This is a genomic window from Luteimonas arsenica, from assembly GCF_004352825.1.
In the GTDB taxonomy this organism is placed as follows: domain Bacteria; phylum Pseudomonadota; class Gammaproteobacteria; order Xanthomonadales; family Xanthomonadaceae; genus Luteimonas; species Luteimonas arsenica.
In genome coordinates this window covers 514,439-531,012 of the sequence record NZ_SJRW01000002.1, presented here as the reverse complement: position 1 = coordinate 531,012, position 16,574 = coordinate 514,439, and the positions used below count along the sequence as shown (strand labels likewise).

At 71.7% G+C, this 16,574-nt stretch carries 15 protein-coding genes; 6 read left to right on the top strand and 9 right to left on the bottom strand.

Translation table 11 applies throughout. From position 1 onward, the window contains the following. Nucleotides 1-62: 62 nt before the first annotated feature. From E2170_RS09935 to E2170_RS09905, 7 genes are all read right to left on the bottom strand, one after another. Entirely contained in the window at nt 63-995 is a 933-nt protein-coding gene (locus E2170_RS09935) for a nucleoside hydrolase (protein WP_133000500.1), read from the bottom strand. Nucleotides 996-1,012: 17 nt separating this feature from the next. Then, nucleotides 1,013-3,133, bottom strand: a complete 2,121-nt coding sequence (gene recG / locus E2170_RS09930) for an ATP-dependent DNA helicase RecG (protein ID WP_425477853.1) — start codon at nt 3,131-3,133, stop codon at nt 1,013-1,015. Nucleotides 3,134-3,137: 4 nt separating this feature from the next. Beyond that, on the bottom strand, nt 3,138-3,521 hold the full coding sequence (locus tag E2170_RS09925) for a RidA family protein (RefSeq protein WP_133000499.1): 384 nt from the start codon (nt 3,519-3,521) through the stop codon (nt 3,138-3,140). Nucleotides 3,522-3,600: 79 nt separating this feature from the next. After that, entirely contained in the window at nt 3,601-5,757 is a 2,157-nt protein-coding gene (locus E2170_RS09920; RefSeq protein ID WP_133000498.1) for a RelA/SpoT family protein, read from the bottom strand. Between the two features lie 139 nt (nt 5,758-5,896). Beyond that, a complete protein-coding gene (rpoZ, locus tag E2170_RS09915) occupies nt 5,897-6,196 on the bottom strand; it encodes a DNA-directed RNA polymerase subunit omega (RefSeq protein WP_133000497.1) in 300 nt (99 codons plus the stop codon). A 119-nt stretch (nt 6,197-6,315) separates the two neighbouring features. After that, nucleotides 6,316-6,933, bottom strand: a complete 618-nt coding sequence (gene gmk / locus E2170_RS09910; RefSeq protein WP_133000496.1) for a guanylate kinase — start codon at nt 6,931-6,933, stop codon at nt 6,316-6,318. Between the two features lie 13 nt (nt 6,934-6,946). Then, nucleotides 6,947-7,807, bottom strand: coding sequence for a YicC/YloC family endoribonuclease (locus E2170_RS09905; RefSeq protein ID WP_133000495.1), 861 nt, complete (start codon nt 7,805-7,807; stop codon nt 6,947-6,949). Between the two features lie 73 nt (nt 7,808-7,880). Here E2170_RS09905 and rph point away from each other — a divergent pair, with 73 nt between their 5' ends. From rph to pepQ, 6 genes are all read left to right on the top strand, one after another. Further along, nucleotides 7,881-8,612: a ribonuclease PH gene (gene rph, locus E2170_RS09900; protein WP_133000494.1), complete on the top strand. Its 732-nt coding sequence runs from the start codon at nt 7,881-7,883 to the stop codon at nt 8,610-8,612. 3 nt (nt 8,613-8,615) lie between these two features. Further along, on the top strand, nt 8,616-9,209 hold the full coding sequence (rdgB, locus tag E2170_RS09895; RefSeq protein WP_133000493.1) for an RdgB/HAM1 family non-canonical purine NTP pyrophosphatase: 594 nt from the start codon (nt 8,616-8,618) through the stop codon (nt 9,207-9,209). 4 nt (nt 9,210-9,213) lie between these two features. Next, entirely contained in the window at nt 9,214-10,365 is a 1,152-nt protein-coding gene (gene hemW / locus E2170_RS09890; RefSeq protein WP_133000492.1) for a radical SAM family heme chaperone HemW, read from the top strand. A 102-nt stretch (nt 10,366-10,467) separates the two neighbouring features. Further along, a complete protein-coding gene (locus E2170_RS09885) occupies nt 10,468-12,858 on the top strand; it encodes a DUF1631 family protein (protein ID WP_133000491.1) in 2,391 nt (796 codons plus the stop codon). Then, the gene (locus E2170_RS09880) at nt 12,855-13,205 is read left to right on the top strand and encodes a PilZ domain-containing protein (protein ID WP_133000490.1); all 351 of its coding nucleotides are present in this window, start codon (nt 12,855-12,857) and stop codon (nt 13,203-13,205) included. Before E2170_RS09885 ends, E2170_RS09880 begins: the two co-directional genes overlap by 4 nt. A 66-nt stretch (nt 13,206-13,271) precedes the next feature. Further along, nucleotides 13,272-14,609 carry a Xaa-Pro dipeptidase gene (gene pepQ, locus E2170_RS09875; RefSeq protein ID WP_133001162.1) on the top strand — a complete coding sequence of 446 codons (1,338 nt, stop codon included), beginning with the start codon at nt 13,272-13,274 and terminating at the stop codon, nt 14,607-14,609. Between the two features lie 48 nt (nt 14,610-14,657). Here pepQ and E2170_RS09870 read toward each other — a convergent pair whose 3' ends face one another. Together E2170_RS09870 and E2170_RS09865 are read right to left on the bottom strand one after the other, a co-directional pair. Further along, the gene (locus E2170_RS09870; protein ID WP_133000489.1) at nt 14,658-15,974 is read right to left on the bottom strand and encodes an aminopeptidase P N-terminal domain-containing protein; all 1,317 of its coding nucleotides are present in this window, start codon (nt 15,972-15,974) and stop codon (nt 14,658-14,660) included. An 8-nt stretch (nt 15,975-15,982) separates the two neighbouring features. Next, a complete protein-coding gene (locus E2170_RS09865; protein ID WP_133000488.1) occupies nt 15,983-16,528 on the bottom strand; it encodes a UPF0149 family protein in 546 nt (181 codons plus the stop codon). Between the last annotated feature and the right edge of the window lie 46 nt (nt 16,529-16,574).

Sequence of the window (16,574 nt, the reverse complement as noted above, 5' to 3'; positions counted from 1 at the left end):
CACCAGAGTGAGCGGGGAAAGAGCGGCATTGTAGCCGGTGATCCCCTGCACCGCAAGCGGGCTCAGGCCAGTGCTTCGCGCACCCGGGCCTCGAAGGCCTCCTGGTCGTAGCGCAGCAGGATCCGGGCGCGGTCCGGGCGCCCCAGCTGGCGCTGCCAGTCCACCAGGGTCGCGCCGCGGGCCGGGGAGTGCCCCAGGACCACCTCCACCGGCCGTTCGGCCGCCTCGACCACGCCGTCCGGCCGCAGCGCCATCGCCATGGCCAGCGCGTCGGCGCAGAACCAGCGGTCGCCACGCGCGTCCTCGGACCAGCGCCGCGTGTGCCGGGACACCGCTTCGTAGAACGCCGCCACCGGGCCCGGCGCCGCCAGCCAGCGCTCGACGTCGTCGTGGAGAAAACCGTGGGCGACGGTGGCCTCCCAGTCGCTGAGGTCGAAGCGCTCGAAGGCCTCGAACACGATGTGCGCGGCCTCGGGATCGAAGAAGACGTTGAACTCGGCCGAAGGCGTGATGTTGCCGTGGCCGGTGACCGCGCCACCCATCACCACCAGTCGGGCGATGCGCGAAGGCAGCGTCGGATCCAGGCGCAGGGCCAGGGCGATGTTGGTCAGCGGCCCCAGCGCCACCAGCAGCAGGCGGCCGGCATGCCGGTGCGAGAGTTCGATGATGGCCTCGGCGGCATGCCGCGCCTCGGCACCGCGCGCGGCCGGCGCCAGACCGGCATCACCGAGGCCATCGGCGCCGTGCACGTAGGCGGCGTCGGGCGCGGCATGCAGCAGCGGCCGGTCGCAGCCCGGGAACACGGGCACGTCGTCGCGCCCGGCGACCTCGCAGACCTTCAGCGCGTTGGCGACGGTGTGGTGCAGGCCGACGTTGCCGGCGGCGATGGTGAGCCCGACGACTTCGTGCCGGATGTCGGCGAAGGCCATCAGCAGGGCCAGCGCGTCGTCCACGCCCGGGTCGGTGTCGATCAGCAGCGGGATGCGTTCGTCCATCGCCGGATTATCCCCGATCAGGCCGAGGCGTACCGGGCGGCGCCGCCGACCCAGCGTTCCACCAGACGCTCGGCCAGGACGGGATCCTCCTGCAGCAGGCGTTCGCCGACCTCGTGCACCATCGGCAGCAGGCCCGCGTCGCGCGCGAGGTCGGCGACGCGGAAGGCGGCCAGGCCGGTCTGGCGCGTGCCGAGCAGCTCACCCGGGCCGCGCAGCTCCAGGTCCTTTTCGGCGATGACGAAGCCGTCGCCGGTTTCGCGCAGGGTCTCCAGGCGCTCGCGCGCCATCCGCGACAGCGGCGGCTGGTACAGCAGCACGCAGCTCGACGCCGCGCTGCCCCGCCCCACCCGCCCGCGCAGCTGGTGAAGCTGGGCCAGGCCCAGGCGTTCGGCGTTCTCGATCACCATCAGCGAGGCCCGGGGCACGTCCACGCCGACCTCGATCACGGTGGTGGCCACCAGCAGGTCGGCTTCGCCGTCCTTGAAGGCGCGCATTGCCGCCTGCTTTTCCGCGGCCTTCATGCGCCCGTGCACCAGGCCCACGCGCAGTTCCGGCAGCGCGGCGGACAGGCCTTCGAACGTCGCCTGCGCGGCCTGGGCGACGACCTCGTCGGACTCGTCGATGATCGTGCACACCCAGTAGGCCTGGCGACCCTCGGCGCAGGCGGCGCGGATGCGCTCGATCAGCTCCGGGCGGCGACCCGCGGCCAGCACGACGGTGGTCACCGGCGTGCGCCCAGGCGGCAGTTCGTCGATCGCGGACACGTCGAGGTCGGCGTAGGCGGCCATCGCCAGGGTGCGCGGGATCGGGGTCGCGGTCATCACCAGCTGGTGCGGCACGCGGCCGCCCTCGCCGCCCTTGTCGCGCAGGGCCAGGCGCTGGTGCACGCCGAAACGGTGCTGCTCGTCGACGATCGCCAGCGCGAGGTCGTGGAAGGCCACGCCCTGCTGCATCAGCGCGTGCGTGCCGACCACCACCTGCGCACGGCCGTCGGCGACCGCGGCCAGCGCGCTGCTGCGGGCACGGCCGGTGACCTTGCCTGCGAGCCAGGCCACCTCGATGCCCAGCGGCTCCAGCCAGGCGCGCAGGTTGGCGAGGTGCTGTTCCGCCAGCAGTTCGGTCGGCGCCATCAGCGCGGCCTGGCGGCCGTCGGCGACCGCCATCAATGCGGCCATCGCCGCGACCACGGTCTTGCCGGAGCCGACGTCGCCCTGCACCAGGCGCAGCATCGGCACCGGGCGCGCGAGGTCGGCGCGCACTTCGGCGAAGACGCGCTCCTGCGCTGCGGTGAGCGTGAACGGCAGCCCTGCGCGCAGGCGTTCGGCCAGCGTCGCATCGGCCAGCGGCGAGGCGGCATGCGCCTGCCGGGCGATGCGCTGGCGGCGCATGCTGAGGTGGTGGGCGAGCAGCTCCTCGACCGCCAGCCGGCGCTGGGCGGGATGGGTGCCGGCCAGCAGGGCCTCGACGTCGGCATCGCGCGGCGGCCGGTGCACGGTGAGCAGGGCCTCGCGCAGTCCGTGCAGGCCTTGCCCGCGCAGCAGCGCCGACGGCAGCAGTTCCAGGACCTCGTCGCCGGGCAGGCGGTCGAGCGCCTGCGCGATCAGGCGCTTCAGCGTCGCCGGGCCGACGCCTTCGACCGCGGGATAGACCGGATCCAGGCGATCGCCCAGGTCGGCCTCGTCGTCATCTCCAAGCACCGTGTAGCTGGGATGCACGATCTCCAGCCCGCGCTGGCCTGGCCGCGGCGTGCCGTAGGCGCGGATCCGCGCGCCGGGCTGGAACTGCGCCGCCTGCGCGGCGCGGAAGTGGAAGAAGCGCAGGGTCAGGATCGCGCGGGAGTCGTCGCCGAGCGCGACGCGCAGCATCGGCCGGTAGCGGAAGCCGCGCTCGACCGCTTCCACCCGGCCCTCGACCTGGGCCGCCACGCCCGGCTGCAACAGCCGGATCGGGGTCAGCGCGGTGCGGTCCTCGTAGCCGCGCGGAAGCTGCAGCCACAGGTCCTGCAGGGTTTCCAGGCCGCGTGCGGCGAGCTTCTCCGCGACCCGCGGACCGACCCCGGCCAGCGATGACAGCGCGGTCGCACCGTCCGGCGCGAGTCCGGGCGCCGGCGTGCCGCGCGTGCGCCTCGCCGTCGCCACCGCCTCAGTCGAGGACCATCACCGCGTCGACCTCGAACTGCGCGCCCTTGGGCAGCGCCGACACCTCGATGGTCGAACGCGCGGGATACGGTTCGCTGAAGTACTCGGCCATCACCGTGTTGACCACCGCGAACTGCGACAGGTCGGTGAGGTAAAGGCCGACGCGGGCGACGTCGTCGAGCGAACCGCCGGCGGCCTGGCAGACCGCGCGGAGGTTGTCGAAGGCGCGCCGCGCCTGCGCGGCGAGGTCGCCCGCGACGATCTCGCCGGTGCCCGGATCCAGCGGGATCTGCCCGGACAGGAACACGGTGTTGCCGCAGCGCGTGGCCTGCGAATACGGGCCGATCGCGGCGGGCGCTTCGGCGGTGCTGACGGGTTGCCTGGGCATGCGCGTTTCCATGGTGCGTGGCCGGTGATTATGACCTCCACCCGCGCCCGCGGCCATCGGCGGACCGCGCCCCGCGGCGTCAGAGCCGCTGCACCCCGTGCACCACCCCCAGCCTGCGCGTGCGGCGGATGACGTCGGCGAGGTGGGTCCGGTCGCGGACCTCGATCGCGAACTGGATCACCGCGACGTTGGTGTCGCGCTCCAGGTACTCGACCGCGTCGATGTTGGACTCGGCCTTGGCCACCGCCGCCGCCACCTGGGCCAGCACGCCGGGGCGGTTCTCGACCTGGAAGCGCAGGGCCACGTTGTAGTCGCCGGTGACCTCGCGGTCCCAGCCGATGTCGACCCAGCGCTCGGGCGACTTGCGGTATTCGGCCACGTTCGGGCATTCGATCCGATGCACCACCACGCCGCGGCCGGCGGTGTGGTAACCCATGATGTCGTCGCCCGGGATCGGCATGCAGCAATTGGCGAAGGTCACCACGCCGCGCTCGGCGCCGGTGATCAGGATGCGCTCGTGGGTACGCGGCGCGCCGCTGGGAGGCGCCTTGTGGGTGAGCGACTGCGCGACCTGCGCCGGCATCCGGTTGCCCAGCGCGACGTCGGCCAGCAGCGCCTCCAGCCGCGGATAGCGGTGTTCGGCCAGGTAGGCGTCGAGCTGGGTCGTGGGCAGGCGTTCGAGCGAGCTGTCGAGGTCTTCCAGTGCGCTGTCGAGCATGCGATGGCCGAGCTGCACCGCGTCCTCGTGCTCGAGCTGCTTGAGCTGCTGCCGGATCGCGGTGCGCGCCTTGCCGGTGACCACGAACTCCAGCCACTGCGGTCGCGGTTGCGAGGACTTGGCGGTCACGACCTCCACCGTCTGCCCGCTGGCCAGGCGCGTGCGCAGCGGCACCAGCCTGCGGTCCACGCGCGCAGCCACGGCGCGGTTGCCGATGTCGGTGTGGACTGCGTAAGCGAAATCCACCGCGGTGGCGTTGCGCGGCAGCGACATGATCGCGCCCTTGGGCGTGAACAGGTAGACCTCGTCGGGGAACAGGTCGACCTTGACGTTCTCCAGGAACTCCAGCGAGGAGCCGGTCCCGCTCTGCGCCTCCAGCAGGCCGGAAATCCACGAATGCGCGCGCTGCTGGGCGCTGTTGGGGCCGCCGCCGCCATGCTTGTAGGCCCAGTGCGCGGCGATGCCGCGTTCGGCGATCAGGTCCATCTCCTCGGTGCGGATCTGGACCTCGATCGGCGATCCGTAGGGCCCGAACAGCACCGTGTGCAGCGACTGGTAGCCGTTGGCCTTGGGGATGGCGATGAAGTCGCGGAAGCGGCCGTCCACCGGCTTGTACACCGAGTGCGCCACGCCGAGCGCGTGGTAGCAGTCGGCGACCTTGTCCACGACCACGCGGAAGCCGAACACGTCGATGACCTGGGCAAAGGTCTTCGTCTCGGTGCGCATCTTGTTGTAGATGCTCCAGGGCGACTTGACCCGGCTGACCAGGCGGTAGCTCAGGCCCTCCTTGGTCAGCCGCTGGGCGAGCTGGGCCTCGATCTTGGCCATGGCCTCGCGGCGCAGCATCGGCTGGGCGCGGATGTGCTTGTCCAGGATGCGGTGGCGCATCGGGTGCAGCGCGCGGAAGCCGAGATCCTGAAGCTCGGACTTGATCAGGTTCATGCCCAGGCGCTGGGCGATCGGCGCGTAGACCTCGAGCGTCTCACGGGCGATGCGCCCGCGCGCCTCGCCCGACTGCGCGCCCAGGGTGCGCATGTTGTGCAGGCGGTCGGCGAGCTTGATCAGGATCACGCGCAGGTCGCGCGCCATCGCCAGCATCATCTTGCGGAAGCTTTCCGCGTCGGCCTCGCGGCGGCTGGCGAACTGCAGCTTGTCGAGCTTGGTGACGCCTTCGACCAGCTCGGCCACAGTTTCTCCGAACTCGGCGGCCAGCGCGTCGCGGGTCAGCGGCGTGTCCTCGATGGTGTCATGCAGGACCGCCGCAACCAGGGTCTCGACGTCGACCTTCTGTTCGGCCAGCACGCAGGCCACCGCCACCGGATGGGTGATGTAGGGCTCGCCGGACTTTCGCAGCTGGCCTTCGTGCGCCGCCGCGCCGACCGCCCAGGCGCGGCGGATCAGTTTCAGCTGCTCTTCGGGCAGGTAGGCCGCAGCCCTCTCCAGCGCGCGCATGTACTCGGGGACGTCCTCGTCCCCGGGCACGGGCACCCTGACCAGCGCGAGCTCTGCGGCATTCATGGCTTGAGCCTACGCGCGCGCCTGCGGGCCGGCAACGGAGGCCCCGCCGTCCGCGCCGGGGCCACAACGGCAACGGCCCCGCCAGGGCGGGGCCGTCGCTGCGACCGGACGCGGCGCCTGGTGGCGCGCGCGCAGGGAATCAGTCGTCGCCCTTGGACAGGTCGTCGTCGGCCACCACCTCGGCGGCAGCCCACTCCAGCGCCTCGCGCTCGCGGCGCTCGCGCTCGGACTTCTCGACGGCCTCGACGTAATCGGCGTCGATGCGGCGGGCGGCGATCTCGCGCAGCGCCAGCACGGTCGGCTTGTCGTCGTTCTCGCTGTTGTCGAGCTGGGCGTCGACGCCGTTGGCGAGCTGGCGGGCGCGCTTGGCGGCCATCATGACCAGCTCGAAGCGGTTGTCGATGACTTCGAGGCAATCCTCGACTGTGATGCGGGCCATAAATCTCCGGGCGGCCGGCAGGCCGTCGATGCGGTTCAAGGGACCGGAAATGATAGGGCAAGACCGCGCATCGCGCAAGCAAACCAAGCCAAATCAGGCACTTGGGATGAATCCCGGCCCTACCCCTCGGCCAACAGCGCCGCGATCAGGTCGCCATGGCGCCTGGACTGGGCCTCGCGGCGCAGCCGGCTGGCGGTGAACACCGCGCACATCTCGTCCACGGCGGTGTCGAAGTTCTCGTTGACGATGACGTAGTCGAACTCGTCGAAGTGCGACATCTCCTCGCGCGCGGCGGCCAGGCGCCGGGCCATGACCTCCTCGCTGTCCTGGCCGCGCTTGCGCATGCGCTGGTCGAGCGCGGCGCGCGAAGGCGGCAGGATGAACACACCCACCGCATCGGGCACCGCCGCGCGCACCTGGCGCGCGCCCTGCCAGTCGATCTCCAGCAGCACGTCGCGGCCGGCGGCCAGCTGCGGCTCCACCGACTGCCGCGCGGTGCCCTTCCAGTCACCGTGCACGCGCGCATATTCGAAGAAGTCGCCGGCCTCGATCATGCGCTGGAACTCGGCGTCGTCCACGAAATGGTAGTGCTCGGCGTGCCGCTCGCCCGGCCGCGGCGGGCGCGAAGTGAACGAGATCGACAGGCTGATGTTGCGGTCGCGCGCCAGGCAGGCGTTGACGATGCTCGATTTCCCGGCACCCGAGGGCGCCGCGACGATGAACAGGGTTCCGCGCATGGGGACCTGGCCGCTATTCAATGTTCTGCACCTGTTCGCGGATCTGGTCGATCAGTACCTTCAGCTCGACCGCGGCCTGGGTGGTGCGGCGATCGACCGACTTCGAACCCAGCGTATTGGCCTCGCGGTTGAACTCCTGCAGCAGGAAGTCCAGCCGCCGGCCCACCGGCTCCTTCTGGGTGAATACGTGGCGGATCTCCTCGACGTGGCTGCCGAGGCGATCGAGCTCCTCATCGACGTCGAGCTTCTGCAGGGCCAGCACCAGTTCCTGCTCCACGCGCCCGGGGTCTGCGGCCTGCGCCAGCTCGGCCAGGCGCGATTCCAGCTTCGCGCGCTGCCCCTCGCGGATGGCCGGAACCAGGCTGCGCACCTCGGCGGCGACCCGTTCGATGCCGTCCACGCGCTCGAGCATGGCCGCGACCAGCTTGCCGCCCTCGCGCTCGCGCGCGGCGACGAAGGCGTCGAGCACCTCGTCGAGCAGCGCCATCACCTCGGCCTGCAGCGCCTCCGGCTCCGGCGCCGCCGAGCGCAGCACGCCCGGGAACTGGAGCAGGTCGGTGAACTGGGTGCGCAGGCCGGGGAAGCTGGCATCGGCGTCGCGGGCAAGCGCCGCCAGCTGGCCAAGCAGCGCCTGGTCGACGTGCAGCGAGGCCGCGCCCTCCGCGGGCCGCAGGCGCAGCGACAGGTCGACCTTGCCGCGCGAGACCCGCGCCGAGACCCGCTCGCGCAGCCGGGGCTCGAGCACCCGCAGCTCCTCGGGCGCGCGCAGGCCGACTTCCAGGAAGCGGTGGTTGACCGCGCGCAGCTCGCAGGCCAGCGTGCCCCACGGGGTGGCGCGCTCGCCGGAGGCGTAGGCGGTCATGCTGCGGATCATGCGGGCATCCGGTGATAAACAGTGGCAACGGGTGCCGATGGTAAACTCGCGCGCCATTCCAGCGGTAATCGCCATGTCCCAGACTCCCCGCCCCAGCGGCCGCGCGCCCGACCAGATGCGCGAGGTCCGCATCGAGCGCGGCTTCACGCGCCACGCCGAGGGCTCGGTGCTGGTCGCCTTCGGCGAGACCCGGGTGCTGTGCACGGCCAGCGTCGAGAACCGGGTTCCCGGCTTCCTGCGCGGCAAGGGCATGGGCTGGGTCACCGCCGAGTACGGCATGCTGCCGCGCGCCACCAACACCCGCACCGACCGCGAGGCCGCGCGCGGCAAGCAGGGCGGGCGCACGCTGGAGATCCAGCGCCTGATCGGCCGCTCGCTGCGCGCCTGCGTCGACCGCGACGCGCTCGGCGAGCGCACCATCACGCTCGACTGCGACGTGCTGCAGGCCGACGGCGGCACCCGCACCGCCGCCATCACCGGCGCCTACGTGGCCCTGGTCGATGCCGTGCGCTGGCTGCAGAAACGCGGCGACGTGAAGCGCGACCCCGTGCATGGCGCCATCGCCGCAGTCTCGGTCGGCGTCCACGCCGGCGTGCCGGTGCTCGACCTCGACTACGCCGAGGACAGCGCCTGCGACACCGACATGAACGTGGTGATGAACGACGGCGGCGGCTTCATCGAGCTGCAGGGCACGGCCGAGGGCCATGCCTTCCGCCGCGACGATCTCGACGCGATGCTGGCCCTGGCCGACAAGGGCTGCCGCGAGCTGTTCGCCGCACAGCAGGCCGCACTGGCCGGAGCCTGATCCGTGGACCTGGTGCTGGCCAGCGGCAATGCCGGCAAGCTCGCGGAGCTGCGTGAACTGCTGGGCGGCGACGGCCTCAGGCTGCGCGCACAGTCGGAGTTCAACGTCGAAGACGTCGAGGAAACCGGTCTTACCTTCGTCGAGAACGCGCTGCTGAAGGCCCGCCATGCGGCGGAGGCCACCGGCCTGCCGGCGCTGGCCGACGATTCCGGCCTGTGCGTGGACGCGCTCGGCGGCGCGCCCGGGCTGTACTCCGCGCGCTACGCCGGCCCCGGCGGCGATGCCGCGCGCAACATCGAACGCCTGCTGCGCGAACTCGACGGCGTGCCCGACGAGGCGCGCGGCGCCAGCTTCCACTGCTGCATCGTGCTGCTGCGCCACGCCACCGACCCGAAGCCGCTGGTGGTCGAAGGCGCCTGGCGCGGGCGCATCCTGCACGCCCCACGCGGCGACGGCGGCTTCGGCTACGACCCCGTGTTCCTGGATCCCGACAACGGCCTGACCGCCGCCGAGCTGCCGGCCGTGCGCAAGAACGCGATCAGCCACCGCGGCCGCGCCCTGGCCCTGCTGCGCGCGCGCCTGCACGAACCCGCCTGACGCAATGCTGGTGCCGCCGCCGCTGTCGCTGTACGTGCACCTGCCCTGGTGCGTGCGCAAATGCCCCTACTGCGACTTCAACTCGCACGAGCAGCGTGGCGCCCTGCCCTTCGCCGACTACGTGCGCGCGCTGGTCGCCGACCTCGAGCACGACCTGCCGCTGGCCTGGGGCCGCACCGTGCACAGCGTGTTCTTCGGCGGCGGCACCCCCTCGCTGTTCCCGGCCGACGCCATCGACGACTTCCTGCAGCAGGCCAGCGCGCGACTGCGCTTCGCGCCCGCCTGCGAGATCACGCTGGAAACCAATCCCGGCACCGCCGAGCACGACCGCTTCGAAGGCTACCTGGCCGCCGGCGTGAACCGCCTGAGCTTCGGCATCCAGAGCTTCGACGACGGCTGCCTGCAGCGCCTGGGCCGCATCCACGACAGCCGCGAGGCCGAGGCCGCGGTGAAGCTGGCCCAGGACGCGGGCTTCGACAACATCAACCTCGACCTGATGTACGCCCTCCCCGGCCAGGATCTGGCCGGCGCCGAGGCCGACCTCGAGCGCGCCTTCGCGCTGCAGCCGGCGCATGTCTCGCACTACCAGCTGACCCTGGAGCCGAACACCCTGTTCGCCGCGCGGCCGCCGCAGGGCATCCCGGACGAGGACTCGGCCTGGGACATCCAGGAGCACTGCCAGGCGATGCTGGCCGACGCCGGCTTCGAACACTACGAAGTCAGTGCCTACGCCCGCCCCGGGCGGCAATGCGCGCACAACCTCAACTACTGGCGCTTTGGCGACTACCTGGGCGTCGGCGCCGGCGCGCACGGCAAGATCAGCCTGGGCGCGGCGCAGACGGTGCGTCGGCGCTGGAAGCTCAAGCATCCCGCCGCCTGGATGGCCGCCGCCGGCACCGCGGCCGCGCTCGGCGGCGACGAGGACGTCGAGGCCGGGCGCCTGCCGTTCGAATACATGCTCAACGCCCTGCGCCTGCACGAGGGCTTCGCGCTGGCCGACTTCGAGGCGCGCACCGGCCTGCCGCGCTCGGCGATCGCGGGCGAACTCGCCGAAGCCGTTTCCCGTGAATGGCTCCAGGTCGACGGCGATCAGGTGGTGCCGACCGCGCTGGGGCGCCGGCTGGGCAACGACGTCGTCTCCCTGTTCCTGCGCTGAGCCCTGCCGCGGGGCACGTGGCCGGCAGCGGACGGATACTCCGTGCTGGCCGTCACACCTTGCCCGTGGTATGAAGCCCACCGGGGAACCCGCATCGCACACATGTCATTGACGACACACCACAACGACGGCCATGCCCGGCGCAGCCTTGCCGCTGCCGACCTGCCGCGGCGCGTACGCAAGGCGCTCGACGCGGCCCTGTCGCTGGTGTCGATGGAGCTCGACCCTTTCCTGGCAACGCTCCTCGACGAGTACGAGCAGGAGCTCTTCCGGCTGGCCGAACGCGCCCGCCACCCGGGTAGCGAATCCGCCTACGTCCAGGCCCTGCGCAGCTTCCGCGTGAACCGTGCGGACCTCGTGCCCCAGTTCATGCTCGAGCTCGAGGCGGGCCTGGCCGGGCTGCGGGCTCCGGCCGGCGCGGCCGATCCGGCAGCGCCGGCGCCGACGGCACACACCGTGGGCCGCGTGCTGAGCCTGGTCGACGATTCAATGATCGACGAGGAGACCTTGCTGCGCGAGATCGCCACCCGCCAGGAGGGCCGCGCCAGCCTGCCGATCCACCTGCTCGGCCAGCGCTTCGGTGTGCTCGCGGGCACGCCCGCGCTCGATGCCGAACGCCTGCCGCTGGGCCCCCAGGGCATATGCCGCGCGCTGCGCAACGCCTGCCGCTCGCTGCAGATCGACAGCGAGGCGCGCGAACTGCTGTACCGGCTCTTCGACCGCCTCGTCATGGCCCACTACGCGCCAGTGCTGGAAAAGCTCGATGCCACCCTCGACCAGGCCGGCATCCTCAAGGGCCTGACCTACGTCCCCGTCCGCCTGCGCGCCTCGCCGCGCAGGCAGGCCGAGGAGGCCGCCGAGATCGCCTCGCCGGAGCAGGCTTCCAGCCGCGCGGCGCGTGGGTCCACCGGGGGTGCGAGCGGCGGCGCTGGCCATGCGGGCGGTCGCGGCGGCGGTTCCGGCCACGATGGCGCCACGGGCGGACACTCCGGGATCCAGCCTTCCTCCGCCGGGGAGCCGCACACGGGCTGGATGGCCGAAACCAGCACCGCGCTCGCAGGCAGCGACGAAAAAGCGTCCTACGCTGCCCTGCAACAGCTGCTTGCCGGCCGCAGGGCGCTACTCGGGAAGCTGCGCTCCCCCGCCCGCACCCCGGGGGGCCCGACGGCCACCCTGGGCACCAGCGAGCTGATGGGCGCACTGGGTGCGCTGCAGCGCCAGTCCCCCGGCCCCGGCGGCAGCCAGCCCAGCCTGATGGATGTGCGCCAGATGCTGCTGGCGCAGGCGCGGCAGCGGCTCGGCCAGGGCGCCACGTTGTCCCAGCGCGACAACGACACCTTCGAACTGCTGCACCTGCTGTACGGCCAGCTCGAAAGCGAGATCCGCTCAGACGCGCCGGCCGCCGCGCTGATCCGGCGCCTGCAACTGCCGCTGCTGCGGGTCGCCCTGCAGGACCAGGCCTTCTTCGTCCAGGCGACCCACCCTGCGCGCGAACTGCTCAATACCGTGGCCGAGACCGCGGCCAGCTGGCTCGACAAGGACGACCTGGACCCGCAGCTGCTGCTGCCCCTGCAGCAGGCCGTCACCGACGTGGTCGAACGGTACGACGGCGACAACGCCGTCTTCGAGACCAGCAACGACCAGTTGCAGTCGCACCTGCAGGCGCAGGTGCGCAAGGCCGAGATGCTGGAGCGCCGGCACGTCGAGGCCGCCCGCGGCAAGGAAAAGCTCGAGGTCGCCAAGCTGCAATCGACCGCCGCACTCGAGAAGCTGATCGGCGACCAGCGGATCCCGAAGTTCTCGCGCGCCCTGCTCAACCAGGCCTGGGCGGACGTGCTGACCCTGACCCTGCTGCGCCAGGGCGAGGACTCGCCTGAGTGGAAAACCCAGCTCGATGCCACCCGCCGGATCATCGACGCCTGCGCACGCGGCGAGGAAACCGCCGACCCTGCGCTGACCAGCCACATCGAATCGGCGCTCTCCCAGGTCGGCTACCACGCCGACGAGGCCGGGATCATCGCCGCCCGCCTGACCAGCAGCCGCAGCGACGAAGACGATCCGGCCTCGCGCACCGAACTGGCGATGAAGCTCAAGGCGCGTACCCGCCTGGGCGAGGACGCCGAGCGCGCGAAGCGCCCCGAGCTGCCACCGCGCACGCCCGAGGAACAGGCGCGCTACGAGCAGCTGCGGGTGATGCCCTTCGGCACCTGGATCGAATTCACGACCAACCAGCAGGGCGACGTGGTCCGCCGTCGCATGTCCTGGTTCAGCCCGGTCACCAACAACGCCCTGTTCGTGAACCAGCGCGGCCAGCGCGTGGGCGAATACTCGCTGGACTCGCTGGCGCGCATGATGGTGGCGGGCCAGGCACGCATCGTCACCGCGGAGCGCGGCCGCCTGGTCGACCGCGCATGGCAGGCGGCGCTGCGCACCCTGCGCAGCTTCGCCGGCCGCGGCGAGGATCTGCCGCTGGAAGGGGACGCCCACGCATGATCAACGAGTTCCGCCGCGCACGGCGCCGCAAGGCCTCCGACACCATCCTCGTGGTCGACGCCATGACAGAGCGGGTGGTGGGCCGCATCGGCAACCTGTCCGAGACCGGCATGCTGCTGATGGCCGGCGCGCCCCTGGTCGACGACGCGCTGTACCAGTTCTGCTTCAACCTGCCCGCCGACGGCGGCAGCGAATCGACGGTCGAGATCGGCGCACACCTGCTGTGGATCGACCAGGCCAGCGCGCCTGGGCAGGTGTGGGCGGGCTTCCGCTTCATCGGCCTCACCGAGCACCAGGCCGGGCCGCTGCGCGCCTGGATCGACGCGCCCGGGAGCCGCTACGAGTAGGCGACCCGGGCGGCGGCGCTCCGGTCGATGCGGCAGAATGGGGAACCCCCCGCCCGCATGACCGCCATGACCACCGAAATACCCGCCGCCCTTTACGCCGACCACCTCGAAACCCTCTCCGTCCGCACCGCGACGGCGCTGGAGCGCGCTGGATTCGACCACCTGGTGGTGCCCAGCGGCACCCTGCACTACCAGGTCTTCGACGACCGCGACTATCCCTATGCGGTGAACCCGCAGTTCAAGGCCTGGGTGCCGCTGGTGCGCAACCCCGGAAGCTGGCTGGTCGCGACCCCGGGCGAACGCCCGAAACTGGTCTACCTGCAGCCGCGCGACTACTGGCACGTGGTGCCGGAGGCGCCGTCGGGCTACTGGGTCGAACACTTCGACATCGAGGTCATCCGCACCCCGGACGAGGCCCTGCAGCACCTGCCGCGCAACGCCACCCGCTGCGCCATCCTCGGCGAGCCGCAGAGCGCGCTCGGCCGCTACGGTGCCTTCGCGCCGAACAACCCGCAGCCGGTGGTCGACTACCTGGAGTACCACCGCGCGTACAAGACGCCCTACGAGATCGCGATGATGCGCGAGGCGCAGCGGCGCGCCGTGCGCGGCCACCGGGCCGCCGAGCGCGCCTTCCGCGCCGGCGCGAGCGAGTTCGGCATCCACCTCGCCTACTGCCAGGCCGTGGGCCAGGACTCCAACGAACTGCCCTACGGCAACATCGTCGGCCTCAACGAGCACGGCGCGGTCCTGCACTACACCGAACTCGACCGCCTGCCGCCGAAGCCCGCGCGCAGCTTCCTGCTCGACGCCGGTGCCAGCCATGGCGGCTACGCCGCCGACATCACCCGCAGCCACGCCATGGACCGCGGCGGGGAGTTCCAGGCCTTCATCGACGCGGTCGACGCCGCCGAGCTGGCGCTGTGCGACCGCGTCCGTGCCGGCGTGGACTACCGCCAGATCCACCTCGATGCCCACCTCGCCCTGTCGGGCGTGCTGAAGGAGTTCGGCATCATCCGCTGCGGCGCCGAGGAGGCCGTGGCCAGTGGCCTGAGCTCGAGCTTCTTCCCGCACGGCGTCGGCCACGGCATCGGCCTGCAGGTGCATGACGTCGCCGGCTTTGCCGCCTCCGACGCCGGCGGCACCATCGACAAGCCCGAAGGCCATCCCTACCTGCGCCTGACCCGCGAGCTGGCGCCGGGCATGGTGGTGACGATCGAACCGGGCCTGTACTTCGCCGACATGCTGATGGAAGACCTCAAGGCCAGCGACAACGCCGGCCTGGTCGACTGGGACCGTGTCGAGGCCTTCCGCCCCTTCGGCGGCGTGCGCATCGAGGACAACGTGGTCTGCACCGACGGCGAGCCGGTGAACCTGACGCGCGAAACGTTCGCCGCGCAGGACTGAGCGTGGTGATGGCCGGCCGTGTGCGGACGTCGCATGCGGCCGCCGCACTCAACCGGCCATGAAGGCTTCGATCTCGTCGGCGCTGCGGGCCAGCCCCGCGGTCAGCACCTCGTGGCCATCGCGGGTGACCAGGACGTCATCCTCGGTGCGGACGCCGATGCCGCGCCACTTCGCGGCGACGCCGGTGGCATCGGGCGGGACGTAGATGCCCGGCTCGATGGTGTAGACCATCCCCGGTTCGAGCAGGCGCGACTCGCCGTCGATGCGGTAGTCGCCGACGTCGTGCACGTCCAGGCCGATCCAGTGGCCGGTCTTGTGCGGATAGAAGCGCTTGTAGGTGCCGTCGGCGACCACCTTCTTCAGGCTGCCCTTGAGCAGGCCCAGCGACAGCATGCCCTCGGCCAGGACCTCGACCGCGGCGTTGTGGCCGGCCTCGTACGGCACCCCCGGCCTGGCCTGGGCCATCGCCGCGGCGTAGGCGGCATCGACCAGGTCGTGCAGGGCGCGCTGCTCGCGGCTGAAGCGGCCGTCGACCGGGAAAGTGCGGGTGATGTCGGCGGCATAGCCGCGGTATTCGGCGCCCGCATCGACCAGGACCAGGTCCCCACGGCGAGCGACCGCGTTGTTGGCGCGGTAGTGCAGCACGCAGGCGTTGGTCCCTGCGCCGACGATGCTGGCGTAGGCGGGCTCGGTGCCGGCTGCACGGAACACGCGTTCGAGCTCGGCCTGCAGCTCGTACTCGTGCATCCCCGCGCGCACCGCGCGCATCGTCGCCTGGTGCGCCTGGATGCTGATCTTCGCCGCGCGCCGCATCAGCTTCAGCTCGTCGGCGCCCTTGAACAGGCGCATCTCGTCAAGCAGGTGGCCCAGTTCCAGGAACTCGTGCGGCGGCTGCGCGCCATGTCGCACCTGGGCGCGGACGCGGTTCACCCAGCCGATCAGCTTGAGGTCGAAGTCGGTGTCGCGACCGAAGTGGTAGTAGACACGGCTGCGACCCTCGAGCAGGCCGGGCAGGATCTCGTCGAGGTCATCGATGGCATAGGCGTCGTCGACGCCCAGCGCGTCGGGCGCCCCCTCGGGGCCCACGCGCGGGCCGTCCCAGGCCTCGCGCCCGGGATCGCGTTCGCGGCAGAACAGCAGGCTTTCGCCGTGCTTGCGTCCGGGCACCAGCACCAGGACCGCCTCCGGCTCCTCGAAGCCACTCAGGTAGAGAACGTCCGAATCCGGCCGGTAGGGATGGAAGGTGTCGCGGCTGCGCACGCGTTCGGGCGCCGCGGGCAGGACCAGGATGGCATCCTCGCCGGCCATGCGCATGAGCTGGCGGCGGCGGCGCCTGTAGCTGGCAATGGACGTGGCGAGGGCCATGTGGCAGTTCAATTGAGGCTGTTGCGATGCCTGGCCGCGAGGGCGCAGTCACCATGCAGCAGCAGGGCGGCGACGCGGACGAACTCCTCGATCTCGGCAAGCGCCTCCTCGTCCTCCTCGTCGCCGTCGTCCTGGGCGGTGACGCGTGCCAGGCGCGCGAGGTCGGCCAGGGCCTCCTGGCCCTCTTCCGACAGCCGCGGTTCGCTGCCGGCGGCCAGCCCGAAGGCGCCCACGAAGCCGCGGCACCAGTCGAACAGCGCGCCGCTGCGCGCGGCCAGCGACGCGTCGTCATCGGGACCCAGCAGGGCCAGGCCGAAATCGCGGTCCTCGAACTGCGCGAGGGTCGCCGCATGCAGCCGCGCCAGGGCCGAACCCTCCACGGGTGCCGCAAGGTCGTCGTCGACCATCACCCGTGCCAGCCAGTTGCCGCCGGGATCGCCGCCGCCAGCCAGCCAGCCGCACAGTCCGCCATGGAGTTCGGGCGCGGGCGTCGCGAGCCCCGCCTCGCGGCAGGCCTGTTCGATTTCAGGGAAGGAGGGCAGAGGCTCGGACATGGCGTAGGGGTCATGGATAAGCCGGCGCAGTGTACCGCTGGCGGCC